Origin of the sequence: Novosphingobium sp., assembly GCF_019748365.1 — a bacterium.
GTDB lineage: Bacteria > Pseudomonadota > Alphaproteobacteria > Sphingomonadales > Sphingomonadaceae > Novosphingobium.
Map to the genome: position 1 here is coordinate 1 of NZ_JAIEPN010000067.1, position 24,403 is coordinate 24,403.

The 24,403-nt window shown below is 65.5% G+C and carries 29 protein-coding genes, 1 tRNA gene and 1 pseudogene; 16 read left to right on the plus strand and 15 right to left on the minus strand.

Features of this window, described 5'->3' with window-relative positions; genetic code table 11:
• The first annotated feature begins 12 nt into the window (after positions 1-12).
• The 3 genes from K5Q19_RS08830 (at position 13) to K5Q19_RS08840 (ending at position 767) form a co-directional block, all read left to right on the plus strand.
• The gene (locus tag K5Q19_RS08830) at positions 13-222 is read left to right on the plus strand and encodes a cold-shock protein (protein WP_067907594.1); all 210 of its coding nucleotides are present in this window, start codon (positions 13-15) and stop codon (positions 220-222) included.
• Between the two features lie 83 nt (positions 223-305).
• Positions 306-509 carry a hypothetical protein gene (locus K5Q19_RS08835; RefSeq protein ID WP_292943642.1) on the plus strand — a complete coding sequence of 68 codons (204 nt, stop codon included), beginning with the start codon at positions 306-308 and terminating at the stop codon, positions 507-509.
• Positions 510-767 carry a hypothetical protein gene (locus K5Q19_RS08840; RefSeq protein WP_292943645.1) on the plus strand — a complete coding sequence of 86 codons (258 nt, stop codon included), beginning with the start codon at positions 510-512 and terminating at the stop codon, positions 765-767.
• Between the two features lie 118 nt (positions 768-885).
• On the opposite strand, the gene K5Q19_RS08845 is transcribed toward K5Q19_RS08840, so the two are convergent.
• The 4 genes from K5Q19_RS08845 to argH are packed head-to-tail and all read right to left on the minus strand — an operon-like array spanning position 886 to position 4,651.
• Positions 886-1,692: an NAD(P)-dependent oxidoreductase gene (locus K5Q19_RS08845; protein ID WP_292943648.1), complete on the minus strand. Its 807-nt coding sequence runs from the start codon at positions 1,690-1,692 to the stop codon at positions 886-888.
• Entirely contained in the window at positions 1,689-2,948 is a 1,260-nt protein-coding gene (gene lysA, locus K5Q19_RS08850; RefSeq protein ID WP_292943651.1) for a diaminopimelate decarboxylase, read from the minus strand. Before lysA ends, K5Q19_RS08845 begins: the two co-directional genes overlap by 4 nt.
• A 48-nt stretch (positions 2,949-2,996) precedes the next feature.
• Positions 2,997-3,251, minus strand: coding sequence for a hypothetical protein (locus K5Q19_RS08855; RefSeq protein WP_365758974.1), 255 nt, complete (start codon positions 3,249-3,251; stop codon positions 2,997-2,999).
• Complete coding sequence (gene argH, locus K5Q19_RS08860; protein WP_292943653.1) at positions 3,248-4,651, minus strand: argininosuccinate lyase; 1,404 nt, start codon at positions 4,649-4,651, stop codon at positions 3,248-3,250. The genes K5Q19_RS08855 and argH overlap by 4 nt, the downstream gene beginning before the upstream one ends.
• On the opposite strand from argH, the gene K5Q19_RS08865 reads away from it, so the two are divergent.
• Positions 4,641-5,240 carry a TlpA disulfide reductase family protein gene (locus K5Q19_RS08865; protein ID WP_365758978.1) on the plus strand — a complete coding sequence of 200 codons (600 nt, stop codon included), beginning with the start codon at positions 4,641-4,643 and terminating at the stop codon, positions 5,238-5,240. The genes argH and K5Q19_RS08865 overlap by 11 nt on opposite strands.
• A 45-nt stretch (positions 5,241-5,285) precedes the next feature.
• On the opposite strand, the gene K5Q19_RS08870 is transcribed toward K5Q19_RS08865, so the two are convergent.
• Together K5Q19_RS08870 and K5Q19_RS08875 are read right to left on the minus strand one after the other, a co-directional pair.
• On the minus strand, positions 5,286-5,462 hold the full coding sequence (locus K5Q19_RS08870; RefSeq protein WP_292943655.1) for a YdcH family protein: 177 nt from the start codon (positions 5,460-5,462) through the stop codon (positions 5,286-5,288).
• Positions 5,463-5,717: 255 nt separating this feature from the next.
• Positions 5,718-5,793: transfer RNA gene (locus tag K5Q19_RS08875), tRNA-Val, on the minus strand.
• A gap of 294 nt (positions 5,794-6,087) precedes the next feature.
• On the opposite strand from K5Q19_RS08875, the gene K5Q19_RS08880 reads away from it, so the two are divergent.
• The 4 genes and pseudogenes from K5Q19_RS08880 to K5Q19_RS08895 form a co-directional block, all read left to right on the plus strand.
• Positions 6,088-6,801, plus strand: coding sequence for a response regulator transcription factor (locus tag K5Q19_RS08880; protein WP_292943657.1), 714 nt, complete (start codon positions 6,088-6,090; stop codon positions 6,799-6,801).
• Entirely contained in the window at positions 6,798-8,156 is a 1,359-nt protein-coding gene (locus K5Q19_RS08885; protein WP_292943659.1) for an ATP-binding protein, read from the plus strand. The genes K5Q19_RS08880 and K5Q19_RS08885 overlap by 4 nt, the downstream gene beginning before the upstream one ends.
• A gap of 223 nt (positions 8,157-8,379) precedes the next feature.
• Complete coding sequence (locus K5Q19_RS08890) at positions 8,380-8,781, plus strand: hypothetical protein (RefSeq protein ID WP_292943662.1); 402 nt, start codon at positions 8,380-8,382, stop codon at positions 8,779-8,781.
• 15 nt (positions 8,782-8,796) lie between these two features.
• A pseudogene (locus K5Q19_RS08895) lies at positions 8,797-9,534 on the plus strand (outer membrane beta-barrel protein); the annotation flags it as partial.
• A 66-nt stretch (positions 9,535-9,600) separates the two neighbouring features.
• Here K5Q19_RS08895 and K5Q19_RS08900 read toward each other — a convergent pair.
• Both K5Q19_RS08900 and K5Q19_RS08905 read right to left on the minus strand, forming a co-directional pair.
• Positions 9,601-10,050, minus strand: a complete 450-nt coding sequence (locus tag K5Q19_RS08900; protein ID WP_292943665.1) for a hypothetical protein — start codon at positions 10,048-10,050, stop codon at positions 9,601-9,603.
• A gap of 402 nt (positions 10,051-10,452) precedes the next feature.
• Positions 10,453-11,043, minus strand: coding sequence for a LuxR C-terminal-related transcriptional regulator (locus tag K5Q19_RS08905; protein WP_147160301.1), 591 nt, complete (start codon positions 11,041-11,043; stop codon positions 10,453-10,455).
• A 219-nt stretch (positions 11,044-11,262) separates the two neighbouring features.
• Here K5Q19_RS08905 and folE point away from each other — a divergent pair, with 219 nt between their 5' ends.
• Together folE and K5Q19_RS08915 are read left to right on the plus strand one after the other, a co-directional pair.
• Positions 11,263-11,877, plus strand: coding sequence for a GTP cyclohydrolase I FolE (gene folE / locus K5Q19_RS08910; RefSeq protein ID WP_292943672.1), 615 nt, complete (start codon positions 11,263-11,265; stop codon positions 11,875-11,877).
• Positions 11,878-11,891: 14 nt separating this feature from the next.
• Complete coding sequence (locus K5Q19_RS08915) at positions 11,892-12,845, plus strand: FAD-dependent oxidoreductase (RefSeq protein ID WP_292943675.1); 954 nt, start codon at positions 11,892-11,894, stop codon at positions 12,843-12,845.
• A gap of 447 nt (positions 12,846-13,292) precedes the next feature.
• Here the strand turns inward: K5Q19_RS08915 and K5Q19_RS08920 are convergent, their stop codons facing one another.
• Positions 13,293-14,345, minus strand: coding sequence for a winged helix DNA-binding protein (locus K5Q19_RS08920; RefSeq protein WP_292943677.1), 1,053 nt, complete (start codon positions 14,343-14,345; stop codon positions 13,293-13,295).
• Positions 14,346-14,612: 267 nt separating this feature from the next.
• Positions 14,613-15,902 carry an adenylosuccinate synthase gene (locus tag K5Q19_RS08925; protein WP_292943679.1) on the minus strand — a complete coding sequence of 430 codons (1,290 nt, stop codon included), beginning with the start codon at positions 15,900-15,902 and terminating at the stop codon, positions 14,613-14,615.
• 154 nt (positions 15,903-16,056) lie between these two features.
• Here K5Q19_RS08925 and K5Q19_RS08930 point away from each other — a divergent pair, with 154 nt between their 5' ends.
• Genes K5Q19_RS08930 through arsC form a run of 3 tightly spaced genes read left to right on the plus strand, consistent with a single transcriptional unit; the run spans position 16,057 to position 17,476 of the window.
• The gene (locus tag K5Q19_RS08930) at positions 16,057-16,410 is read left to right on the plus strand and encodes a metalloregulator ArsR/SmtB family transcription factor (protein ID WP_292943681.1); all 354 of its coding nucleotides are present in this window, start codon (positions 16,057-16,059) and stop codon (positions 16,408-16,410) included.
• A complete protein-coding gene (locus tag K5Q19_RS08935; RefSeq protein WP_292943683.1) occupies positions 16,407-17,069 on the plus strand; it encodes an MIP/aquaporin family protein in 663 nt (220 codons plus the stop codon). Before K5Q19_RS08930 ends, K5Q19_RS08935 begins: the two co-directional genes overlap by 4 nt.
• Positions 17,066-17,476, plus strand: a complete 411-nt coding sequence (arsC, locus tag K5Q19_RS08940; protein ID WP_292943686.1) for an arsenate reductase (glutaredoxin) — start codon at positions 17,066-17,068, stop codon at positions 17,474-17,476. Before K5Q19_RS08935 ends, arsC begins: the two co-directional genes overlap by 4 nt.
• Here the strand turns inward: arsC and K5Q19_RS08945 are convergent.
• On the minus strand, positions 17,473-18,591 hold the full coding sequence (locus K5Q19_RS08945) for an ATP phosphoribosyltransferase regulatory subunit (RefSeq protein WP_292943689.1): 1,119 nt from the start codon (positions 18,589-18,591) through the stop codon (positions 17,473-17,475). The two genes, arsC and K5Q19_RS08945, sit on opposite strands and share 4 nt — an antisense overlap.
• 509 nt (positions 18,592-19,100) lie before the next feature.
• On the opposite strand from K5Q19_RS08945, the gene K5Q19_RS08950 reads away from it, so the two are divergent.
• Positions 19,101-19,532, plus strand: a complete 432-nt coding sequence (locus K5Q19_RS08950) for a hypothetical protein (RefSeq protein WP_292943692.1) — start codon at positions 19,101-19,103, stop codon at positions 19,530-19,532.
• 48 nt (positions 19,533-19,580) lie between these two features.
• Complete coding sequence (locus tag K5Q19_RS08955) at positions 19,581-19,820, plus strand: YopT-type cysteine protease domain-containing protein (RefSeq protein ID WP_292943725.1); 240 nt, start codon at positions 19,581-19,583, stop codon at positions 19,818-19,820.
• On the opposite strand, the gene K5Q19_RS08960 is transcribed toward K5Q19_RS08955, so the two are convergent.
• A complete protein-coding gene (locus tag K5Q19_RS08960; protein WP_292943695.1) occupies positions 19,804-20,361 on the minus strand; it encodes a hypothetical protein in 558 nt (185 codons plus the stop codon). The genes K5Q19_RS08955 and K5Q19_RS08960 overlap by 17 nt on opposite strands.
• A 60-nt stretch (positions 20,362-20,421) precedes the next feature.
• On the opposite strand from K5Q19_RS08960, the gene K5Q19_RS08965 reads away from it, so the two are divergent.
• The gene (locus K5Q19_RS08965; RefSeq protein WP_292943698.1) at positions 20,422-21,201 is read left to right on the plus strand and encodes an SDR family oxidoreductase; all 780 of its coding nucleotides are present in this window, start codon (positions 20,422-20,424) and stop codon (positions 21,199-21,201) included.
• Between the two features lie 77 nt (positions 21,202-21,278).
• Here K5Q19_RS08965 and K5Q19_RS08970 read toward each other — a convergent pair whose 3' ends face one another.
• The 3 genes from K5Q19_RS08970 to serA form a co-directional block, all read right to left on the minus strand.
• Complete coding sequence (locus K5Q19_RS08970; protein ID WP_292943701.1) at positions 21,279-22,586, minus strand: FAD-dependent oxidoreductase; 1,308 nt, start codon at positions 22,584-22,586, stop codon at positions 21,279-21,281.
• Between the two features lie 78 nt (positions 22,587-22,664).
• Positions 22,665-23,081 carry a nuclear transport factor 2 family protein gene (locus K5Q19_RS08975; RefSeq protein ID WP_292943704.1) on the minus strand — a complete coding sequence of 139 codons (417 nt, stop codon included), beginning with the start codon at positions 23,079-23,081 and terminating at the stop codon, positions 22,665-22,667.
• A gap of 122 nt (positions 23,082-23,203) precedes the next feature.
• Positions 23,204-24,403 (minus strand): phosphoglycerate dehydrogenase (serA, locus tag K5Q19_RS08980; RefSeq protein WP_292943707.1); only part of this gene is annotated, 1,200 nt, incomplete at its 5' end.

Consider the following 24,403-nt stretch of genomic DNA (forward strand, 5'->3'; position numbering starts at 1 on the left):
AAGGAAGCGACCATGACTATCGGAACCGTAAAATTCTTCAACGAAGACAAGGGCTATGGCTTCATCCAGCCGGATGATGGCGGCAAGGACAGCTTCGTCCACATCTCTGCCGTGCAGGCCGCCGGCCTCGCCACGCTGAGCAAGGACCAGCGCGTGAGCTATGACGTCGAGACCGGCCGCAATGGCAAGGAATCGGCGATCAATCTCGCCAGCGCGAACTGATCGAGGCGAGCCCGCAGCAGCTGATACGTCGGCCGCTGCGGGCGCCTTCCTTCCGCCTGTTCTTCTGCCCGGAGTCGATGTTGATGGCGTTGTCCTACGAATTTCTCATCGAACGCGCCGATCAGGCGGCCACGGAAGCCTCGGGCGCCAAGCTCGACAATGTGCGGGACCGCGCGCTCCGCTCGGAAAAGGCATGGCGCGCCATGGCCGATCAGCTCCGCGAAGTGACAGAAGGCCGGGAACGCTCGCGACTGGAACGGCTGGCCACCAGCCCCAGTCCTGCCTGAATGACCGATCTGCCCGATCTTGATCTACCCCAGCTCTTCGCAGCGCTGGAAGTTTCGGACATCTGCGCGATCAACGGCATCGCCAGCCTGGCCAACATCCTGCGCCAGCGCGGCCTGCTCACGATTACCGAAGCCTCGGCGCTTCACCAGAGCATGAGCCTGCCACTGAGCCTGCCGCGCCACGCGGGCAATCTGGCGGTGCAGGAACTCCAGCTCCACCTCGACCAGCTCTTCGCGCACATCGTCGCGCCGGATTGAGCGAATCGGGCCGTATCAAGCGGCCCCGAGTCCCGTCATCCCCCGAGCCAATCCCTCGTCATTGCGAGCGCAGCGAAGCAATCCAGAGCGGTTGCGCATGACGCTCTGGATTGCTTCGCTACGCTCGCAATGACGACGTTTCTGTCGGACCTGCCTCGATCACCACTACGATGCCGGCTTCCGGCTCGGGCATGCCCGGCACAAGCCGCGCAGCATCCGCGCGCACCCGCGCCAGCACGGCCGCCGGCACCTGCGGCCCCGCCACAACCGCATCAGCCTGCCCCAGCAGCCGCGCCTCGCGCAGCGTCAGGTCATCCGGATCGGCCGAGCGCAGCGTGATCGTGAAGCGCCCGGAGGCACCATCCGCGCCGCGGGCCAGCCAGCCTGCAACAGCGGCTGCATCGCCCCCACGCAGGGGATCGAGCGCACCGCCCTCTTCGAGAGCAGCATCGAGCGCGCGGCGGCGTTCGGGTGCCGTCGGCCAGCGCGACCGCATTGCCCCGCGCGCGGCGTAGAGCGCTTCGGCCAGCGCGCCCAGCCCTTGTGGCAGCAGCCGCTCCAACCGCAGCCGCAGCGCCTTTGCGAGCCCCGCCGAGGCGCCGCCCGTGCCCACCGCAATGATCACCGGCGCGCGGTCGATGATCGAAGGCGTGGTGAAATCGCACAGCGCCGGCTTGTCGACGACATTGACGAGCAAACCCGCCCCGCGCGCGCGGATCGCATCGGCCTGACAGGCGCCCTCATCCTCGTGCGCAATGAACGCCAGCCGCGCCCCGATATCGATGCCCTCGGCGAGGTCCTCGATCACCTTGCCGCCCGCTCGGACCACCAGCCGCCGCTTCGCCTCCGCCGCTTCGCCGTGCCCCAGCACCACCACCGGCTGCCCGGCGAGGCGGTGAAACAGCGGGAGGCTCGGCAGGCTCATTCAAGCCACTCGGGCACGCGTTCGGCAGAAAGAATCGTGGAAGGCTCGATCCGGTCCGCCACCACCGCCCACTTCGCGCCGTCCACCATCACTTCGGGCACCATGGGCCGCGAGTTGTATGTGTTCGCCATCGTCGCACCATAGGCGCCCGCGGTGCGGAACACCGCAAGATCGCCGCGCGCCACGACGTCGATCTCGCGCGCCATGGCGAAGGTATCGCTCGATTCGCAGATCGGGCCGACGATGTTCGCGGTCATGGTCTCGCCGCTGGGCTTCACCGCGCTGAAATCGTGCCAGGCATCGTACATCGCCGGGCGCGCGAGATCGTTCATCGCAGCGTCCACGACGACCCAGGGGTGCAGCGCGCCCTGCTTCACGCGGACCACTTCCGTCAGCAGCACGCCGGTATTGCCGGTGATCAGCCGCCCCGGCTCGAACATCAGCGTGACGTCCCAGTCCTTCGTGACCCGCGCCACCATGGCCGCATAGTCCGCCGGCTGCGGGAACACTTCGCCCGCCTTGTAGGGCACACCGACGCCGCCGCCGAGGTCCATGTGGGTCACCGCAAAGCCCGCAGCGCGGATCGCCTGCATCAGCGCCCCGGCCTTGGCAAAGGCCGCTTCCAGCGGATCGAGCCGGGAAAGCTGGCTGCCGATATGCAGCGCAAGGCCGCGCAGGTTCAGCCCCGGCAGCGCGGAAAGCCGCGCATAGATGCCCGCCGCGCGGTCATAGGGCACGCCGAACTTGTTCTCGGCCTTGCCGGTCGAGATCTTGGCGTGGGTGCCCGCATCGACATCGGGATTGATCCGCAGCGTCGCCGTCGCGGTGAGCCCCATGCTGGCGGCGATCTCGGCCAGCTCAGCGCCCTCCTCCTCGCTTTCCAGATTGAATTGCCCGCACCCGGCCTCCAGCGCGCGGCGCATTTCCGCGGATGTCTTGCCAACGCCCGAAAACACGATGTCCGCCGCCGGAATGCCCGCCGCGAGCGCGCGGTCCAGCTCGCCAGCCGAAACCACGTCCGCGCCATAGCCCTCCGCCGCGAGCACCTTGAGCACGGCGAGGTTCGGGTTGGACTTCACCGCAAAAGCGAGGTGAACCTTGGGCAGCACCTTCAGCGCATCGCGGAACACCCGCGCATGGCGCGTCAGCGTGGCGCGCGAATAGACGTAGACCGGCGTGCCGACTTCGGCCGCGATCACAGGCAGCGGCACATCCTCGGCATGAAGCACGCCGCCGCGAAATTCGAAATGATCCATCGGGGTATTCCTGGAAACTGGGGTCCGGCGCGGGGCCAGAGCAGGGGTCTATTCTTCCGGCGGCAGATCGAAGGGATCGTCCTCGCGGTCCTCCGACCGAAGCCGGAGCTCGATATTGCGCTGCGGTTTCGCCTGCACCGGCGGGGTCAGCAGCGCATCGGGCCCGGGTTTGTCCTCGCGGCCATAGGGCGCCGGGGGCAGCGCGTGGCCTTTGAGCGGCTGTAGCTCGCGCCGCGCACCGCAGCCCGCCAGGGCAGTGCCAAGGGCAGCCAGCAGGATCAGGTTGCGAAGATTGCGCATCATGGCTCCAGGCCCAGCGCAAGGCGCGCCTCGGCCACGCGCTTCCTTACCTCGTCCGGCGCGGTTCCGCCATGGCTGGCGCGCGCCGCCACGCTCGCCTCGACCGAAAGCGCGGCAAACACGCGCTCGTCCACGCGGGCATCGATCGCCTTGAGGTCCGCCAGCGCCAGCTGATCGAGCGCCACGCCGCGGCTCTCCGCAAGTTTCACCGCAGCGCCGGTGATGTGGTGCGCCTCGCGGAAAGGAATGTTCGCCTGCCGCACCAGCCAGTCGGCCAGATCGGTCGCAGTGGCATAGCCCAGTTCGGCCGCGCCGCGCATGCGCTCGGTGCGGAAGGTTGCCTCGGCCACCATGCCGGTCATCGCCGCGATCGAGAGCGCGAGCAGCGAGGCCGCCTCGAACACCGGCGGCTTGTCGTCCTGCATGTCCTTGGAATAAGCGAGCGGCAGGCCCTTCATCGTGATCATCAGCGCCGTCAGGCAGCCCACGATCCGCCCCGCGTGGCCGCGCACCAACTCCGCCGCATCGGGGTTCTTCTTCTGCGGCATGATCGAACTGCCGGTCGAAAGGCTGTCCGGCAGGGTGACGAAACCGAACGGCTGGCTCGCCCAGATCACGAATTCTTCGGCAAGGCGCGAGAGGTGCAGCGAGCACTGCGCCGCCGCCATCAGGAAATCGAGCGCGAAATCGCGGTCGGACACCGAGTCGAGGCTGTTCGCGGTCGGCCCATCGAAGCCCAGCGCCTTGGCGGTAGCATCACGGTCGATAGGGAACCCCGTCCCCGCCAGCGCCGCGCTGCCCAGCGGGCACTGGTTCATCCGCACCCGTGCATCGGCAAAGCGCGAGCGGTCGCGCTGGATCATCTCGTAGTAGGCCATCAGATGATGCCCCAGCGTAACCGGCTGCGCGGTCTGCAGGTGGGTGAAGCCGGGCATGATGCTCGCCGCATGCTCACCGGCGCGGGTGACCAGCGCCACCTGCAGGGCCTCCAGTGCCGCGCCGGTCTGGTCCACACAATCGCGCACCCAGAGCCGGAAATCGGTCGCGACCTGATCGTTGCGGCTGCGCGCGGTGTGAAGGCGCCCCGCTGCCGGGCCAATCAGTTCGGCAAGCCGGCTCTCGGTCGTCATATGGATATCTTCGAGGTCCCAGTTTTCCGGAACCCCGCTCGCCTCATACTCGGCGGCAACCTGATCGAGCCCGCCGGAAATCAGCGCCGCGTCCTCCGCCGTGACGATACCCTGCGCGCCCAGCATGGCCACATGGGCCTTTGACGCGGCGATGTCCTGCCGCCACAAGACCTTGTCGAAGGGAATCGAGGCGTTGATTTCGCGCATGACGGCCGAAGGGCCCGCCGCGAAGCGCCCGCCCCACATCTGGTTGGAGCCTGAATTGCCGCTCATTTCGCCGCGTCCGTTCGCTTTCATGGTCCCGCTTGTGGCTGCGGGCCTTCTCGCCGGGTGCGATAAGCAAACCCCGGCAGACACGCAACCGCAGAGCGCCGCTTCCGCGCCTGCCGCTCAGGCGGAAGCGCCCAGTCCGCCCAATGGTTCGCTGGACATCAGCAATCGCGGCGCCGCGATGCCCGATTTCACGTTCAGCGATCCATCGGGGAAGAAGATCCGCCTGCTCGACCTGAAGGGCAAACCGGTGCTGATCAACCTCTGGGCGACATGGTGCGGCCCCTGCAAGCTCGAGATGCCCGCGCTCGATGCCCTCGCCGGCGCGAAGGCAGACAAGCTCGCCGTGCTCACCATCTCGCAGGATTCGGATCAGGCGGCGGCGGTCGATGCCTTCTTCAAGGACCGCAAGCTGACGCACCTCGCGCCCTGGCTCGATCCCGAGAACGCGCTCAGCCAGCACTACAACACGGGCGTGCTGCCCACCACCGTGCTTTATGATGCGCAAGGCAAGGAAGTCTGGCGCATGATCGGTTCGCACGATTGGGCCGGCCCGCGCACCGATGCCATGCTGGCCGATACGCTGCGCTAGAAAGCCATCAGGGCGCATTCGAGGCGCCCTGATGGGCCTTTGCCACTAACCGGCCACTTCGCCGGGCCGCGCCAGCCGGTGCAGCCGGTCCTTGATTGCCAGCTTCAGCTTCTTCAACCGCATCAACCGCCAACGATCGGGCGCCCTGCGCGCCTGCTCGCGGCCGATTTCGGTCTCCAGCCGGTGGTGCACCAGTGTCAGCCGATAGTCCTGTGCTTGCATTGCCTCTCTCCAGGTCCGAGTGATCCGGTTCGAGCCGACCCGTGCAGTCCTGATGAGTGGGGGGGGATTGGACTGTCCGGGTCGGCTCGATGCGGTCCGACATCGCAGCTGTCTGAAGCGGGGGGGTGACAGCTACCAGAGGGGCCCGGTCCGCACGTAATGAGATAACGTGGCGGCCCGCAGGTGGCCAATCGGATTTGCTATGGCGAGCCTATAAGCAAAGCCTATGGCCTCGAAATCGGGGGAGTGGCCGCATGGTGGGCGGTGACGGGCTCGAACCGCCGACCCTCTCGGTGTAAACGAGATGCTCTACCAACTGAGCTAACCGCCCGCTCGCGCGGAAGTGGCGCTCATGCTGGGTTTTGGGCGGTTCGTCAATCGGAGGTGTCGATGTGCGTGCCGATTGGCAGGACAGCAGGCCATGGTGACAGGCGATTTTGCACAAGACACAATTCGTCATTAGAGGGACGAATGCAGGCAATGCAAAGTCATCATCGGATCGTTGCGCACACGAGCCGCGGAGTTTGTCCATACTGCCTGCCACGCCTGCTCTTGCCACTGACCGCCGGGTACCTGCCCCCGGTCGCCGTCGATGCCCAGCCCCCCTAGGTTCGAAAGCACGGACATGACTGCACCTTCCATTCTGCTCGTTGAAGACGACGTCTCCCTGCGCATGCTCACCGCGCGCGCCCTGCGCGAAAACGGCTATGCCGTGCGCACGGCCGCCACAGGCGCCGAAATGTGGGTGATGCTCGAAGCGGAACCTGCCGAACTCGTTGTGCTCGATATCATGCTGCCCGGTGCCAGCGGGATCGAACTCTTCCGCAAGCTGCGTCGGCAAAGCGATGTGCCGATCATCTTCGCCTCGGCGCGCGGCAGCGAGGAAGACCGCGTGCTCGGGCTCGAACTCGGAGCAGACGACTACATTGCCAAGCCCTACAGCGCGCGGGTGCTGATCGCGCGGATCGGCGCGGTGCTGCGGCGCGGCGGCGGCGAGGGGTTCACCAAGGGCGACGAGCGCACCAGCGAAGTTCACTTCGAGGGTTGGACGCTTTCGCTCTCGCGGCGCGAACTGCGCTCGCCCAGCGGTGCGATGGTCGATCTCACCGGCGCCGAATTCGATCTGCTCGCCACGTTCGTCAGCCACCGCCAGCGCGTGCTTGGCCGCGAACGTCTGATCGAGCTTTCGCGCACGCGCCTTGGCGACAGCTCGGATCGCAGCATCGACGTGCTGGTCAGCCGACTGCGTCGCAAGCTTTCGGCAAGCGGCAGCGAACCCCCGATCGTGACGGTGCGCGGGGTGGGCTACATGTTCAAGGCGGAAGTCCGGCGGGGTTGAAACGCCCGTATCGCCTGGGACTTCGCCGCCTTGGCCTGACCGAGCGGCTGCTGGCGATTCTGCTGCTGGTCGCCGCGGTCGACTTCCTTGCGAACACCTTCCTGTTCGATTCGGCGACCACCATGGCCGTGCAGCGCGACAATGCCGCGCGCATCGGGGAGCATCTGGCGCTTGCGGCTCGCGCGGTCCAGCGTGAGCAGCCCGCGCACAGGGCCGAGACTGCCCGCGCCTTGGCGACCCGCCATTTCGACCTCGCATGGCGCCCGCGGCCTTCGCCCGAGGACCTGCGCTCGTCCGATCCCTCGCTTGCCACGCGCATCCTTTCGGCGGGGCCGGAGCTTGCGGCAGATGGCCATCGCCTGGTGGTGCTGCACACCCATAACAGCCGCGAAGTGGCCGGCACGCTGGTGCTCAGCGATGGCAGCGCGCTGCGCTTCCACACGTATGCCGGCAAGATCAGCGTGCAGTTGTCCTTCTGGCAGATCCTGCCGATGCTGCTGCCCACGCTGATTCTCGGTGCCCTCGCATGGCTGATGTTCCGTGCGACGATGCGCTCGCTCCAGATGCTCGTCGGCGCCTTGCGGAATATCGAGACGCCAAGCCTTGGCGGTCTGCCCGAGCAGGGGCCCGATGAAGTGCGTCGGCTGATCCGCGCCTTCAATCAGATGCAGCGCCGCATCCAGCGCCAGCAAGCCGAACGCACCCAGTCGATGCTGGCGATCGGCCACGACCTGCGCACCCCGCTGGCGCGGCTCCAGTTGCGGCTGGAGGGCGCCGGGCTCGACGAGGAAACGCGTGCCGAACTCGAGCATGACATTGGCGAGATGCGCCATCTGCTCGAATCGCTTCAGGCCTTCGTCGAGGCTGGCGGCACGCAGATCCCCCCGCAGCGAATCGATATCGCGATCATGGCCGCCACGCTGGTCGACAGCGCGGCGGATCAGGGCCTCGACGCGCATTATGACGGGCCGGAGAGCTGCGAGATCATGGCGCGCGCTGTCTCGATCCGCCGGGCGCTGGCGAATCTTATCGACAATGCGCTGCATTATGCCGGCAACGTCCGCGTCTCGCTGGCGAACGAAACCGATGTCGTTGTCATCCGCATCGAGGATGATGGTCCCGGCATTCCCGAAGACCGCATGGAGGATGTGTTTCAGCCGTTCTTCCGGCTCGACACCGCACGTACCCGCGATACGCCGGGGATGGGGCTTGGCCTTTCCATCGTGAAGGCGGCGGTCAAGCTGGAGGGCGGCACCCTGGCGCTGATCAACAAGCGTGGGCTTGATGGCGAAGGCACGGGGCTTGCCGCCGTGATCCGTCTGCCGATGCCCGGGGCCCACAGTCCGGCCGGGTGACGGCGCCCGCTGTTGCAAAAACACCGCAGCACGAGTTTTTTGCACTGCAGCACGTTTAGAAATGTTCAGACACTATTCAGCAATCAAGTAGCAATATTTTTGCCGTAAGTATTACTTCACCGCACAGGACGTGGCACCAGATGGTGAGATGCCACGCAGGGTGTGGTTGCAGGCAGGAACGGTATCCTTAATCTCGGGCTTGGTCCCAGGGAGGTCGTTCCACATGAAGTTCCGTTTTGCCACCACGGCATTTATGTCCGCTGTTTCCACGCTCGCCGCGAATGCCGCGCACGCCGAGGAAGCCGCACCTCCCCCGGCGCTTCTCCCGGCCCTTGCCGGCCCGCTCAGCTATAACCCCGATCCGATCAGCGTCGATGTGGCAGGCTCCAAACTCTATGTGACCGCCATTGGCAGCGGCTATTTTGGCACGCAGTCGAACAGCACACCCGGTGTGGCCGACAGCTTTGCCGATCTGTCGAACGCGCAGGTGATCGTGCAGAAGCCGGAAGGCGTGTTCCAGTTCCTCGTGCAGGCTGGCCTCTACAACCAGGAAACGCTGGGCGCTGCCTTCGTGAAGTCGACCGACTACACCAAGAACAGCTATGGGGTGGTTCCCCAGGCCTGAGTAAAGTTTGCGCCTTCGGCCAACTTCAACATCCAGGGCGGTATCCTGCCCACGCTGATCGGTCTGGAAGCGCCCTTCACCTTCCAGAACATGAACATCGAACGCGGCGTCCTGTGGGGCCAGGAAAACGTGATGACCCGCGGTGTGCAGGCCAACGTGACGGCCGGCAAGCTCAGCTTCAGCCTCGCCTACACCGACGGCTTCTTCTCCGGCAAGCTCAACTGGCTTTCGGGCATCGTCACCTACGCTGACGGGCCGCACGCCCTCTCGGTGGTGCTGGGCGGCGCGCTCAGCAAGAACTATCGCTCCACCTTCAACACGCCGACGGTGCAGAACAACAGCACCATCCTCAACGTGATCTACAGCTACTCCGGCAGCAAGTGGCTGGTGCAGCCCTACTTCCAGTATGCATGGGTCCCGGACCTGCCGCAGCTGGGCACCACCAAGGCGCAGAATTTCGCGGTCGGCCTGCTCGCCAAGTACAAGGTCGACGATCACTGGAGCCTGCCGGTGCGCTTCGAATACATCGACAGCAACCGCCCGAGCGCCACGGCCGCGAACTTCCTCTATGGCCCCGGCTCCAACGCCTTCAGCTTCACCGTCACACCCACCTACACATGGGACCGGTTCTTCATCCGGCCGGAATTCTCCTATGTCCGCGCCGGCGAGATCGCTCCGGGCGCCGCTTTTGGTGCTGCGGGCCTGAACAAGGAACAGGTGCGCGGGCGGCTTGAAATGGGCGTGATGTTCTGATCGCATTCACGAGGTACGCAGCCTGTCCCCCCGGCTTCAGGGCCGGGGGGATCCTTTTGCGTACTCTCACGCAATCCAGCCGCGCCGTTGCGCCCATGCCGAGAGCGCCAACATCGCCACGGCAATAGCCAGCACCACCGCGGCGATGCTCATCTGCCCGGGCAGAACGGCAAACAGCCCGTGGATCCAGTCCCCGACAAACAGTGCGATATAGCCCGCCAGCGAGGCAGAAAATACCATGGTGGCGCCGCGCCGGCCCATCGCCAGAAGCATGGCGCCGAACGCTCCGCCCCCCGCACCCAGAGCAAAGGCAACATGCATCCAGGCCGGCAGGGCATGGTAGATACGCGCGGCCTCGGCACTCATGCCGCGCATCATCAACCCACCTTCGGACTGCATCATGCTGTCGTTCAACTGGTAGAGGCCAAACAGGTTCCAGGCCATCGCGGCGCCGGCGACGAAAAGGAGCCAAAGGGGAATCCGCTCTGCACGCGTGGAAACAAGTGTCCGGGTCATGATGCAAGGTCCTTTCGCTATCTGCTTGCCTGCCATGTGCGGCGAGCAGCGCGGATTTCGACAGAGCACCACGGCGATCAGGCGATTCGTCCTCGCGCATGGCCTCAGGATCGGCCGCAGGACACCGCACGGACGTATCGGCTTCCGACCTATCCTGCGGAGCCGATTGGAGATTTCATGAGATAAAAATGAAAGGTGCGAGCCTCCCGGTGAAGCGGGGGGGACCAGAAGGCTCGCACCCATTTGCGACCGCGAAGAAGAGCTTTGCTCCATCGACCCGATGCGCAAAGGGTGGGCTTCGGCCCGCGCGCTCTCAACCTGTCCCGGAGGGCAAAAGACGCCGTTTTGGCGGGGCCCAATGCCCGCGCCGGCACCTTTGCTTCATCGCGGTGAGAGCAGGCTTCAGAGCCCTGCTTCGATCGCCATGCGGATGGCGTCTGCGCTCGTGCGTACGCCCAGCGCGCGCAGCACTGCCGCGCGGTGAAGCTTCACGGTGCGTTCGCTAAGCCCAAGCTCGTAAGCGATCTGCTTGTTGAGCCGACCGGCCGCGATGCATTCCAGGATCTCGCGCTGGCGGCGGGAAAGCGAGGCAACCTTTTCGCGCGCTTCAACGGCGCGGGCGCTTGGCACCGCATCGGCCGCCCCGGCGATTTCCACCTGGCTGCCGAGGAACCATTCCAGCTCACCCGCAGCATCGAAGATCGGCGCGATCATCACCGCGTTGCGAAACGGCGTCCCATCGCGCTTGTAGTTGAGCAGTTCGACCATCACCGGCACGCGCGCCGCGATACCATCGCGCAGCTGCGCGGTCAGTTCAGGTTCGGTGCCCGGTCCGCGCAGGAAGCGGCAGTTGCGGCCGATGATTTCATCCCGCCCATAGCCGGTGAGCTCCATGAATGCCGCGTTGCAATCCACGATGGGATTGTCCGGCAAACGCGGGTTGCTCACCACCGCAGCCACCAGGCTGTTCTCGATCATTGCGCCAATTGCCATACGTCTTCCCTTCGGCTCCGGCGCGCCGCGCGCAATTGCCCTTAGGTCCATGTTCCCAAAAACCGGCCCTGTCCCGATCCTTAGACCCAAGATTGCTACATGGGTAAACCCATTTGCGACGGTGCTGCAATATGTGCCGCGCGGATTTACGCCCTTTTTCTGTAGCAGATGCGTCGCCGCTTCCGGCACGCAACTTCCTCTCGCCGACGGAGCGCACGCATGAATTACGTCAATCACGAGTTCGAGGCGCGCGACGAAGACGGGAAACTTATTGTTCCTGAACCAGTTCAGGAAGCAATCCGCACGTTGCTGCGCTGGGCGGGTGATGATCCGGAGCGCGAAGGGCTGACCGATACCCCCGCACGCGTCGGCCGCGCATGGCGCGAATATTGCGCCGGCTATGAGGAAGATCCCGGCATCCACCTGCGCCGCACGTTCAGCGAAGTCGCAGGGTATGACGAAGTCGTCCTGCTGCGCGACATTCCGTTCCAGTCGCACTGCGAGCATCACCTCGCCCCGATCACGGGCACAGCCTCGATCGCCTATCTTCCCCGCAACCGCGTCGTCGGCATCTCGAAGCTGGCGCGCGTACTGCATGGCTTTGCGCGCCGCCTGCAGATCCAGGAACGACTGACCAGCGAAGTTGCGAACTGCATCTGGGACAACCTCCAGCCGCATGGGGTCGCCGTTGTGATCGAAGCGCAGCATGGCTGCATGACCGGGCGTGGCGTGCGCACGCCGGGCGTCGGCATGGTTACCAGCCGCATGCTCGGCTGTTTTCTGGAGGATGACAGCAGCCGCAAGGAAGTGCTGTCGCTGATGGGTCGCAAGTAACGGCGATCAGACCCATGCGTAGCGTTGCCATCATCGGGGCCGGAATTGCCGGTCTCTCATGTGCCGATGTTCTGGCAAAGGAAGGCTGGCGAGTCACCCTGTTCGACAAAGGTCGCAGAGCCGGCGGCCGCATGGCTTCGCGCCGGGTTGAGACGGCGCACGGCGAAGCGAGCTTCGACTTCGGGGCGCAGTACTTCACTGTCCGCCATGACGGCTTCGCTGCCGAAGTCGCGCGTTGGGCCGAAGCCGGGCTGGCGGTGCGCTGGCCACACGCCGGTGCGGATGCATGGATCGGGGTTCCGGCCATGAACGTTGTGGTCCGCGAAATGGCGGCGCGACACGAAGTGCGCTTCTCCCACCATGTGAGCGGCCTTGCCCGAGAGGGCACGCAATGGCGGCTCCTCGGCGAAGGCATGCCGACCGAACATTTCGACGCGGCTGTCCTTGCGCTTCCCGCCGAGCAAGCGGCACCGATGCTTACCCTGCATGATTTCGAACTGGCCCGCACCGCACTGTTTGCGCGGTCGCAGCCGTGCTGGACGGGCATGTTTGCCTTCGACACCGCCCTGCCCCACGACGAGGACATCCTGCGCAACCACGGCATCCTCGCCTGGGCTGCACGTGATAGCGCCAAGCCCGGGCGGAGCGGGCCGGAGAGCTGGGTCGTGCAGGCGACACCGCAATGGTCGACTGCGCATCTCGAGCGCAGCCCGGAAGAAATCGCGCCTCTGCTGCTCACCGCGCTGCACGAAGCAACCGGAGCGAACGGCCATCAGCCGGTCGCCCATTCGGCGCATCGCTGGCGCTATGCCTTGTCTGCCGGCACAGGGCTGGGCTGCCTGTGGAACGAAAAGCAGCGCATCGGCGCATGCGGCGATTGGCTGCTCGGGCCGCGCGTCGAATGTGCGTGGATCTCCGGCCGGATGCTTGGCGATCGCATCCTTGGCGCGGCGCGCGAGGCGGCCTGAGCAGCGCGATCCGCGTGTACCCAGCGCTGCGCATCCGCGCCATCGGCAGGTGGCTGCCGGGTTACGCCGCGGCGGATCTTGATCGACACCAGCCATTCAACCTCTCGGCCTTTGTGACGAATGCTGCAGGCATCCCGTTCCAGCAGCGGCTCTGCAGAAACGCAGCAATGCAAACCCGGTCTTCCATGCCCGCAGCACACGGCGCACCACTGCTCCGGGTAGTCTGGCCGAGCGCCCCAAGCCTCGCCGCGCGGCGCTGAGCACCAGCCCTTGCGCGCATGGCTGGGCCCCTGCATTAAGCACACTGCTACCTTGTACGAGCCCACAACGCGCCCAGTGAGGCCGGACCGTGGACACCGAAATGCTTATGGGCCGCTTGCGAGCCGAAGTCGATCAAACGCGCACGCCGGCCCGGGATGTGCAGGCAGATCTTCCGCGAACCCGGCGTCAGATCAACGTCGCTGCTGCCGTGCCGAGTTCGGCAAAATAGCGCGCCATCGCATCGGCGGCCTTGTCCGTCAGCGTGATGAAAGCGCGGCGGCGGTCCGTCTCGTCGTCCACCCGCTGGAGCAGGCCGGCGTCGGTCATCTGGCCAATCCAGCGCAGCGCGGTCGTCGGCGGCACGCCCGAGGCGATGCACAGCGAGGTGACCGAGACACGGACATGCTCGGCGCGGGCCGCAGTGAGATCGAGCAGCATGTCCCAGGCGGGATCGGCAAAGAGATCGCCCTCGAAGAAACGTGCGCGCAGCTGGCGCTGGCGGATGATCTTGCGGACCAGGCGCGGATCGGGCAGCGGCGGCCGCGCAGCGCGAACCAGCCGGTCGGTGCCATCGTCAAGGCGCGCCTCGTCACCCGGGCCGTCAAAGCGGAACGCCGAAGCCTGAGACGCCGCCGCAGCGCCCGAACCGGACGACAAGGCTTCAAGCTTCTGGGCAATCTGGCCGACCTGTTCGGTAAGGCGCAGCAGCGCGAGCCGGTCTTCGTCAGAGAGTTCGCGCACGCGGTTCCCGGCGCGGGCCAGCGTTCGGCCCAGCGCGATCACACGGTCTGCGCGGCTGGGGGTGACAAGAATCTGCGCCTCGCTTTGATCGAGGCAGCCGAACACATCGTCGAGCGAGCCGATGCTGGTGGAAACGATGAGGTGTGCCCCGCTCCTGGCCGCGCGTAGATCAAGCCGCGCCAGCGCCGCCAGCTCCGCCCCGTCGATCACCGGGCAATCGACCAGCACCAGATCACCAAGCGCCGGCCCGCCATCTGCGGCGAGCAGATTTCCGAGATCGGCGGTCTGCGCGATGCGCAGGCCGGCGGCCACCACATCCTCTTCCATCTCCGCGCGCAGATAGCTGCGATCGGCAAAGATGGAGACCGCCAGCGCCGATGTGCCGCGATCCTGCACGCGCCCCAAGGGACGGTCATGCCCGCGATCCCGCATCTCCACCACGCGAGGAGCCTGCGCATCGCCATTACCGTAGTCGAACTGCCTTGCAGCCTGTCCCATCGAAACCGCACTCCGTAAATGTCCGTATGCCAACAAGAGTGGAACAAAACAAGCTCAGGTCAAGATCATATTCCTCCATAGTGGATGAAGGCCGCGAAAGCTCTGGCTGCCGGGCACCCACAATCGGCGAAAATCCAACAGTTTGATCCGCGCACAGCGGATGCATTCCGCATTGCGGAAGAAACCGTCACACATCCCGAACCCCCGGTTCACCCCCGGCGAAATCGCGTGGAAGCGCCAACCAGCTCCGATTCGGCGTGGCCGCCTTCAGTCGTCGAACGGATCGCGGACGAGGATCGTGTCCTCGCGTTCAGGGCTCGTGGAGACGAGCGCGACCGGTGTTTCGATCAGTTCCTGCACGCGCTGGATGTACTTGATCGCCTGCGCCGGAAGGTCCGCCCAGGAACGCGCGCCGGCGGTGGTGCCCTGCCAGCCGTCCATTTCCTCGTAGATCGGCTCGACCGCAGCCTGATCGGCCGCGTGGCTCGGGAAGTAATCGAGCACTTTCCCGCGCAGGCGGTAGCCGGTGCAGATCTTCACCTTGTCAAACCCGTCCAGCACATCGAGCTTGGTCAGCGCAATGCCGGTGACGCCAGAAATGGCGCAGGACTGGCGCACCAGCACGGCATCGAACCAGCCGCAGCGGCGCTTGCGTCCGGTGACGGTGCCAAACTCATGGCCGCGCTCGCCCAGTCGCTGGCCTACTTCATCCTCCAGCTCGGTCGGAAACGGACCCGAACCGACGCGGGTGGTGTAGGCCTTGACGATGCCCAGCACGAAGCCGGTCGAATTGGGGCCGAGGCCCGAGCCCGAAGCAGCGGTGCCCGAGACGGTGTTGGACGAAGTGACGAAGGGATAAGTGCCGTGATCGACATCGAGCAGCACGCCCTGCGCGCCTTCGAACAGGATGCGGGCGCCGGCCTTGCGTACCTTCTTCAGGCGCTTCCACACCGGCTGGGCAAATTGCAGCACGAAAGGCGCAATTTCCTTGAGCTCTTCCAGCAGCGCGGCGCGGTCCACCGGCGGCTGGCCGAAACCGGCGCGCAAGGCATCATGGTGCGCGCAGAGCCGATCGAGCTGCGAATCGAGCGCATCGAGATGCGCCAGATCGCAGACCCGGATCGCACGCCGGCCGACCTTGTCTTCATAGGCGGGGCCGATGCCGCGCCCGGTGGTGCCGATCTTGCCGGAACCCGCCGCCGTCTCACGCAAGCCATCAAGATCGCGGTGGAGCGGCAGGATCAGCGGGCAATTGTCGGCAATCGCGAAGTTCTCGGCATGCACGCTGACGCCCTGCCCGGTCAGCTTCTCGATTTCCGCCTTCAAGGCCCAGGGATCGAGCACCACACCGTTGCCGATGATCGAAAGCGTGCCGCGGACAATGCCGGACGGCAGCAGCGAGAGTTTGTAGACCGAGCCATCGACGACGAGCGTGTGCCCGGCGTTGTGGCCGCCCTGGAACCGCACCACGGCGTCGGCACGGCTAGCCAGCCAGTCAACGATCTTGCCCTTGCCCTCATCGCCCCACTGGGCACCGATCACGGTCACGTTGGCCACGGCTCGCGCACTCTTTCTGTTGCAGTTCGAAGTCGGCTGGCGCCCTAGGGGAGTGCGGGGCCAAGGGCAAGGGAAACGGGGCCCGGCAGCGCGCAGCCACTGGCCCCGCGCTCCCATTTCGATTATCGCCGAAATATCGAATCAGGAGCCGAGCTTGACCGCACCTCTTCCCCTGCCGCGCGCGGTGGATCTGCTTTCGGCGCTTGCGCAAGGGCACCGGCTCGCCGTGTTCCGCCTGCTTGTCAGGGCCGGACCGGAAGGCCTGCCTGCTGGCGTGATCGCGCGCGAAGTGGGCGCGCGGCCCAACACGCTTTCGACGCACCTTGCGATTCTTGAACATGCCGGGCTGGTCAGCGCGCGGCGCGAGGGTCGTTCGGTGATCTACTCGGCAGACTATGCCGCGATGCGCGCTCTGATGGGCTTCCTCGCCGAAGATTGCTGCGGCGGAAGGCCGGAAATCTGCGCGCCGCTCGCCGAACTTGCGCCCGATTGCGAGGCCTGCGCATGAGCCTTGCGCGGCGGATCGTGGCGGAAGGTCTTGGCACCCTGCTGCTGCTGGCAATCGTGGTCGGCTCCGGCGTGATGGGCGCGCGGCTCGCGGGCGGGAACGATGCCATCGCGCTGCTGGGCAACACCATTTCGACCGGTGCGGGGCTTGTGGTGCTGATCCATGTGTTTGGCCCGATCTCCGGCGCGCACTTCAATCCTGCCGTCACGCTGGTCACCGTGCTGCGCCGTGAACGCAAGGCGGCGGACGCGCTGGGCTATGTTGCAGCGCAAGTCATCGGCGCGGTGCTGGGCGTGTGGCTGGCGCATGCGATGTTTGCAGCGCCCCTGCTGCAAGTGTCCACCCACGCCCGTGATGGCTGGAGCCAGAGCCTTGCGGAGCTTGTGGCGACGTTCGGGCTCATCGGCACGATCCTTGGCCTATCGAAGCACCGCGCCGAGTTCACACCCGTGGCCGTCGGGCTCTATATCACCTCGGCCTACTGGTTCACCGCATCGACTTCGTTCGCCAACCCGGCGGTAACGCTGGCGCGGGGGCTGACTGATACCTTCGCAGGCATTGCGCCCGCTTCGATCCCCTTGTTCATTGCCGGACAACTGGCCGGGGCGCTCCTTGCCCTTGCCGTGTTCGGCTGGCTTCTGGCAGAGGACCCGGCATGACCCAGAGCTTCCCCATCACCATCTACCACAACCCGAAGTGCGGCACCTCGCGCAACGCGCTCGCGATGATCGAGGCGGCGGGCTACGCGCCTGACGTCGTCGAATACGTCAAGGCCGGGTGGACGCGGCCGCAGCTTGACGAGATCCTTATCCAGATGGGCGCCGCCCCCCGCGACATCATGCGCACCAAGGGCACGCCGGCGGAAGAGCTTGGCCTCACCGATCCCGCCACCAGCGACGAGGCGATCCTCACGGCGATGGTGGAGCACCCGATCCTGGTGAACCGGCCCATCGTGGTGACGCCGAAGGGTACCAAGCTGTGCCGGCCCTCGGAACTGGTGCTCGATCTGCTCGACAAGAAGCCCGAAAGCTTCACCAAGGAAGACGGCGAGGTCGTGAAGCTCTAGAGCTTCACCGGCTCGCCGCCCCGCAGCACGTGGGTGCAGCCGAGCGGCGCCGCGCTGTCAGCCTCGCTGAGGGCCGCCACCGTGCGCCAGCCGATGCTGCGCAGGCGGGCGGCGACATCGCGGTCATGCCCGAGGGGGAGGAACACGCTTTCGGGTGCCTGTTCGGCCTCGGCCACTTGCGCGATCAGGGCATCGGGATAGAGCGAGAAGCCGGTCGCGACTTCGCCCTCGCCGGGGCCCGCAATGCGATAGGTGCCGCCGCGGCCGAGCGCGCCGCGTGACCCATCGGCATAGAGCGTGAAGCCCAGCCACGACTGGTATTCGAAGCCGTGCCGCTCCGAAGGATCGAGCGTGAGGCGCGCGGTGCCGCCCAGCGCGGCGGCAATGGCACGCAGCGCGGCGATGCGGCTGGCGAGCGCGCCGCCGGCATCGATGGCGGCAAGCTTCTCGATCGCCGTCTCGAAATCGCCGGTGGCATAGAGCAGCGGGACATAGGCCTCGCCCCCCGCATCGACGAGCCCGCCGGCATCCTTGGTATCCAGCTCGCGCCGCACGGCCTCGATCTGCTGGGCGGCAAGCGGGAAAGCCTTGGCGGCAAGGGTATCGACGAGATCGGGCAGCGTGAAATCGACGCTGACGCCCTGCGCGCCCGCGGCCTGCAGCGCCTCGATCGCAATGGAGACGACCTCGGTCGCCGCCGCGACATTGTCGGTGCCGATCAGCTCCGCCCCGCACTGCAGCCGCTCGCGCGCCGGATCGAGCGCATCGCCCTTGATGGTGAGCACCTGCCCCGCATAGCACAGCCGCAAGGGCCGCGCGGCGGCGGCGAGGCGGGTGCCGGCGATGCGGCCGATCTGCGGCGTGTGATCGCTGCGCAGCGCCATCATCCGGAGGGACGCCGGATCGACAAAGCGGAACATGCGGCGCTGGTTGATCCCGTCCATCCGCGCAGCCAGACTGCGCTCGAACTCGATCATCGGCGGCAGGACGCGGTCATAGCCGTGGCCGTGCATGACATCCTGCAAACTGCGCATCACCCGCGTCGTCGCGGCGGCTTCGCGCGGCAGGCGGTCTTCAAGGCCCTCGGGCAGGAGATCGGGGTTCGGTTCGCTCATGACCGCAGCGCCCTAGCCCACGGCGCGCGGGATGCGAACCCCATTTGCGCGGGGCGGGCACGGTGGCTGGCCGAGGCCTGCGGAGGGGCGCGGAGCGCACCAAGTTGACACAGTTGACACAGTCCATGGCGGAAAGTGTGGGGCCGGGTGCGCGGCCTTTGCGGCACCCGGTGGGGCGTGAAGAATGGCGAAATTGTGCTGGGTTCGCGGTGCATGCGGGCGTTATGCCGCAAGGCGGCGGTTGTAGGACAGCGGATTATAAATAACAGACACGTCTGTTATTTATTCGGGTGAGGTTGGAGTTGTGGTGGGGCATGGTCAGGTCGGCTAGATGGCAGAGTTTGGGGATTTGGTCTGGTATTACCGTAACCCGACCGTAACCCGATGGAATAGGTATACTGTCCCCGGAATTCCGCCCTGAATTCCGCAGGAGTATAACCGATTGGCACGTGTCCAGCGCGTCCAGGATCAGGTGCCATCTCTAGCAACTCGGTGGGGGCTGTGCTAATTTGACCGAATTTGCGCTGTTTGGGAGAGGACTCAAGGCCATGCCATATGATTTCGACAATGCGGCAACTGATGCGCGCGACACTGGGGGAAGTTGTGATTGGCGATATGATCAGACGCTCGACATTCGTTGCATCGTTGGCGGCGGTACGGTTTCAAGCGGATGGTGTCATGCCCTTGCGATCATGTGGATCAAGAAGAACTTTGCCGGGGTGGATTTTCTTGCCTGGTTCGGCCCGGCAACCAAGGCTTGCCCGGATCGGCCCGCAATGAACGCAACGGTTGGTCCGGTGTTTATACAGCTCAAAACTATCATGGACGAGCAGTCAAAGGCGATCGACGCATTTAACAATCAACCCAACAAGACATGGTGGGCGGTGGATTATGCTGTGGTTAGATCGGTCGCACAATATGCGCTGACACCTGCTAAATAAGGCCTGAAGTCTTTCGAGTTCAATCGCAACGCGGAGCTGGTAGTGGAAATGGTATCGGAATCAACTGGTTATAACTATGTCAGGTTCGACGGCCCCAATACAAATGCCCATGGTATCGGCATTTATTCTGCGGGCGCCAGTTTTGTCATGTTCGATGCGAACTTTGGCCAATACCGCTTCCCCACCAAGCAGGCGTTCGTGGCGTTTTTGAAGAAATTCTTGCCGCGGTCGGGCTATGGCCGAATGTTTACGCGCATGGGGCTGCTGCAGATCACGGCATCGAATTGACCCGGTCTAAGGCCTGTGGGGATTTAGGCTTCCCATTCTGCTGGAGATGTGAGGGTAATTCTGGGGACAGCATCCCCATTTCCATCGCAGTTTTGCAGTGAGCAGTCATGCGGTGGAATAGGTATACTGTCCCTACAATTATCTCGACCGAGAAGATCCCAAGCTCGACGCCTATCGCGGCCTTTCCGTCTGGGTCAGAGCCTACCTTCAGGCGATCTACCATATCCCGCCCGATCGCCCGCTCTGGCAGCAACGCACCCGTCTGATCGGGGCCATGACCGATGCGCTGGATGCGCACGGGAAATGGCGATGGGGTTGCGGTGGCAGGGATTGCGGCGACAGGGCAACAATGCCCAAATGCCGTCTGCGCTACAGCGCTCTGGATTGCTTCGCTTTGCTTGCAATGACGAAGGATTGGGCGATGGCGAAGGATCGGGGTTGGCCCATGGCGGTGGGCGGCAATTAAGTGGCGGGTGGTGTCATCGCCAATGCGCGCGGTTCCGGTCATTCTGCCGGGATTGTCGGGCGGAATGATGGGCATGCGCCGCTCTTTCCGGAGCGCCCGGCTGCTGGCGCGGGCCATGCGGGGGAGAGAATTGCCATGATGAAGGTTGCGCCGGAAAATGATCGCGGGCTTGCGGGCCGGACGGTGTTTGTCAGCGGCGCGGGTGCGGGGATTGGCCGCGGGGTGGCTGAGGCGCTGGGGGCGGCGGGGGCGAACCTTGCGCTGTTTGATCTTGATGCAGCGGCCATCGCAGCGGTGGCCGCGCCGCTGCTGGAGCGGGGGCTGCGGGTGAGTTGCCATGCCGGTGATGTCACCGCCGCAGCCGATGTGCAGGGCGCGATCGCGCAGGCGGTGCAGCTTCATCAGGGGCTGGACGGGGCGGTCAACAACGCCGGGATCGTTGGCGCTTCGGCCGAAGTGCTGGACTATCCGGCGGATGTGTTCAGCCGTGTGCTCGACGTCAACGTGATGGGCGTGCTGCATTGCATGCAGGCCGAACTTGGCGTGATGAAGCCGCAGGGGCGCGGGGCGATCGTCAACATCGCGTCTGCCGCCGGGATCATCGGCTGGGCCGGGCAGAGCGCCTATGTTGCCAGCAAGCACGCCGTTATCGGCCTGACCAAGACGGCGGCGCTTGAATATGCGGCACAGGGGATCCGCATCAACACGGTGTGCCCGGCGTTCATCTATACCGATCTGACGGCGAAAATGTTCGAGACGCCCGGCGTGCATGAGGCGGCGGTCGCCAATCATCCGATTGGCCGCCTTGGCCAGCCGAGCGAAGTGGCCGAGGCTGTGATGTGGCTGCTTTCGGACCGCTCTTCGTTCGCGGTGGGCAGCAGTCTGGTGGTGGACGGCGCTTCGACGATTGACTGAGGCGGGATTGCGGCTCTGGATTCCCGCTTTCGCGGGAATGACGAAGGGTGGGAAATGGCGCTGGAGAAACGGCGCCGCTACCCCAGAACCGAGAAGCTGCTCGCGCGGTTGATGGGGCGCAGGCGCGAGAAGGCTTCGAGGCTGACTTCGCGGCCGGCGAAGGGCAAGTGGAAGCGCAAGGGGGCGCTGTCGTGGTCGGCACCGTTCACCACGCTTTCGATCAGATGGCCCATCAGGGCGCCGACCAAGGGGGCGTTCTTGAACTGGTTGCCGCTGGTGCCGACGGCGGTGAAATAGCCTGCGATGTCGCTGCGGTCGTAGACCGGAATCCAGTCCTCGCTGACATCATAGAGCGCAGCGAAGCCTTGCGCGGTGTTGGGGATGCCGAGGTGGGGGAAGCGCAGCGCGGCGCGCCAGACCTGGTTGGTCCATTGCTCGGTGAGGCTGGTCTCGTAGTCTTCGCTGTCGAGGTATTCGAGGTGGTCGCAGGCGGGTTCCAGCGAGCCGATCAGCAGGTGGTCCGACTGCTCCGGGCGCATGTAGATGCCGGCGTCCGCATCGGTGAGGACGAAGCGCAAGCTGGGGCCCGATGGCGTCTGCGGCATGGGGACGTGGGCGACTTCCTGCCGCAGCGGGCGGGTGCTGATGTGGTGGGGCTGATGCGCACCGGCAAGGGCATTCACCCAGCGGGAGGCGGGGCCGGCGGCGTTGATGACGATGGGCGTGTGGATCAGGCCGCTTCTGGCGCAAGTGAGGCCGGTGATCCTGCCTGCGGACTGGTGGATGGCGAGGACGGTGTCGTTGAAGCGGAACTGGCCGCCGGCGCGCTCCACGGCTCCGGCGATCTGGGCGGTGGCGAGTTGGGGATCGCTGATATAGCCGCCGGTGGGGCAGAACATCGCGCCGGTGATGGGATCGCCTGCGGTTTCGCCGAATTGGGGATCATCGATGCGGCGCACGGGGCTGAACTGGCGCAAGTCCGCGCCGGGGAGCCATTCGGGAAGCTCGCTTGGCGAAACGTCGGTGAAGGGAACGCCGACTTCGCGCATGATCGTCCGCGTGCCGGCCAGCTGGCGATTGTCCGCCGCTTCGAGGACGAGGCAGCCGATTTCGTGGTAGTGCAGCGCGGCATCGGGGCGGTAGCCGAGGTACGCCTCCCAGTTCTGCCAGGCGAAGTGTGCTTCATAGGCGAGCGCGGTGCCGTCGATGGTCGAATAGTAGGGCCGGATGATCGCGGCCGACCATGATGTGGAGCCGTGCCCCGGCGCGGGGCCGCGATCCACGTTCAGAGTCTTGAAACCGCGCCGCGCGAGATCGAGCGCGATGGCGCAGCCGATGACGCCGGCACCGATGATGACGGCATCGTAGGCACTGTTTTCAGACATCAAGGACAGAGCCTCTTGTGGCGTTGTTCCCCTCTCCCAACCCTCTCCCCTGCAGGGGAGAGGGCTAAGCGATTGGGATCAGTGGAAGATATCGGTCCAGAGCATCCAATTGCCATCCACCAGCTTGTAGACGACGACCGCGGTGACGTCGGCGTGGACCGAATTGGCGCCCAGCGTATCGAACTGCACGCGCGAGATTTCGCGGATGTAGGTGGGGGAGAGGCGCTCGGTCTCGAGCACCGTCAGCTTGAGGTTGGTGATCGCCTTGGTCGCGCCAATCCACCATGCGGTGATGTCTGCGCCCTTGTAGAGCTTGTTGTCGCCGGGGAGCAGGGTGGCATCGGGCGCATACATCGCACCGACCGCAGCGCCATCGCCCTTGTTGAACGCGGCGGCGAGCGCGTCGTCGGCGGCCTGGATCATCGCGTTGTCGTTGGCGAGTGCGGGTGTGGCCGTAAGCCCGAGCATGGCCGCAGCCAGAAGCATCTTGCGCATAGTCTGTTCCCCCAAAGGTCTGTCCCCGTTGGCAAGAGGCTATGGGCCTTTGCGGGCGGCGTCAAACGGCATTCGGGGCGGATTGGAGAGGGACGAGGCCCCGTCCAATCCGCCCATGCAGATCAGAACTTCAGCGCGCGGACGGTGCGCACGCCCGGCACGGTGCGGGCTTCGGCGAGCACGGCCTCGCTGACGGGGCTATCGACCGAGAGCAGCAGCACCGCCTCGCCACCGGCCTCGCGGCGACCGAGGTGGAACGTGCCGATGTTGATGCCCGACTTGCCCAGCAGCGTCCCGATCGAGCCGATGAAGCCCGGCGCGTCGGTGTTGACGATGTAGAGCATGTCGCCGGCGAGGTCCGCCTCGATGCCGATGCCGAAGATCTCGACCAGACGCGGCTCGCCGTTGCCGAACAGCGTGCCCGCGACCGAGCGATCGCCCTGCGCGGTGCCGACGGTGACGCGCACGAGGGTGTGGTAGATGCCTTCGCGGTCATGCCGGACTTCGCGCACGTCGAGTCCGCGCTCCTTGGCGAGGAACGGCGCGTTGACCATGTTCACGGTCTGCGAATACTGCTTCATCAGACCGGCCAGCACGGCGCCGGTGATCGGCTTCTGGTTGAGCTGCGCGGCGGCGCCCTCGACCTCGATGGCGATCTTGGTGAGGTTGTCGTGCGCGAGCTGGCCGACGAGGCTGCCGAGACGTTCGGCGAGCGCCATGTAGGGCTTGAGCTTGGGCGCTTCCTCGGCCGAGAGCGAGGGCATGTTGAGCGCGTTGGTCACGCCGCCGGTGGTGAGGTATTCGCCCATCTGCTCGGCCACCTGGAGCGCAACGTTGACCTGCGCTTCGGTGGTGCTCGCGCCGAGGTGCGGGGTGCAGATGAAGTTGGGCGTGCCGAACAGCGGCGATTCCTTGGCCGGTTCGGTCTCGAACACGTCGAGCGCGGCGCCGGCCACATGGCCCGCATCCATCAGGTCCTTGAGCGCGGCTTCATCGATCAGGCCGCCGCGCGCGCAGTTGATGATCCGCACGCCCTTCTTGGTCTTGCCGAGGTTTTCGCGGCTGAGAATGTTCTTCGTCTCGCTGGTGAGCGGGGTGTGCAGCGTGATGAAGTCCGCCTTGGCGAGCAGCGTTTCGAGATCGGCCTTTTCGACGCCCATTTCGATCGCGCGTTCGGGGGTGAGGAAGGGATCGTAGGCGACGACCTTCATCTTGAGGCCGAGCGCGCGGCTGGCGACGATCGAGCCGATATTGCCCGCGCCGATGAGGCCGAGCGTCTTGCCGGTGACTTCGACGCCCATGAAGCCGTTCTTCGGCCAGAG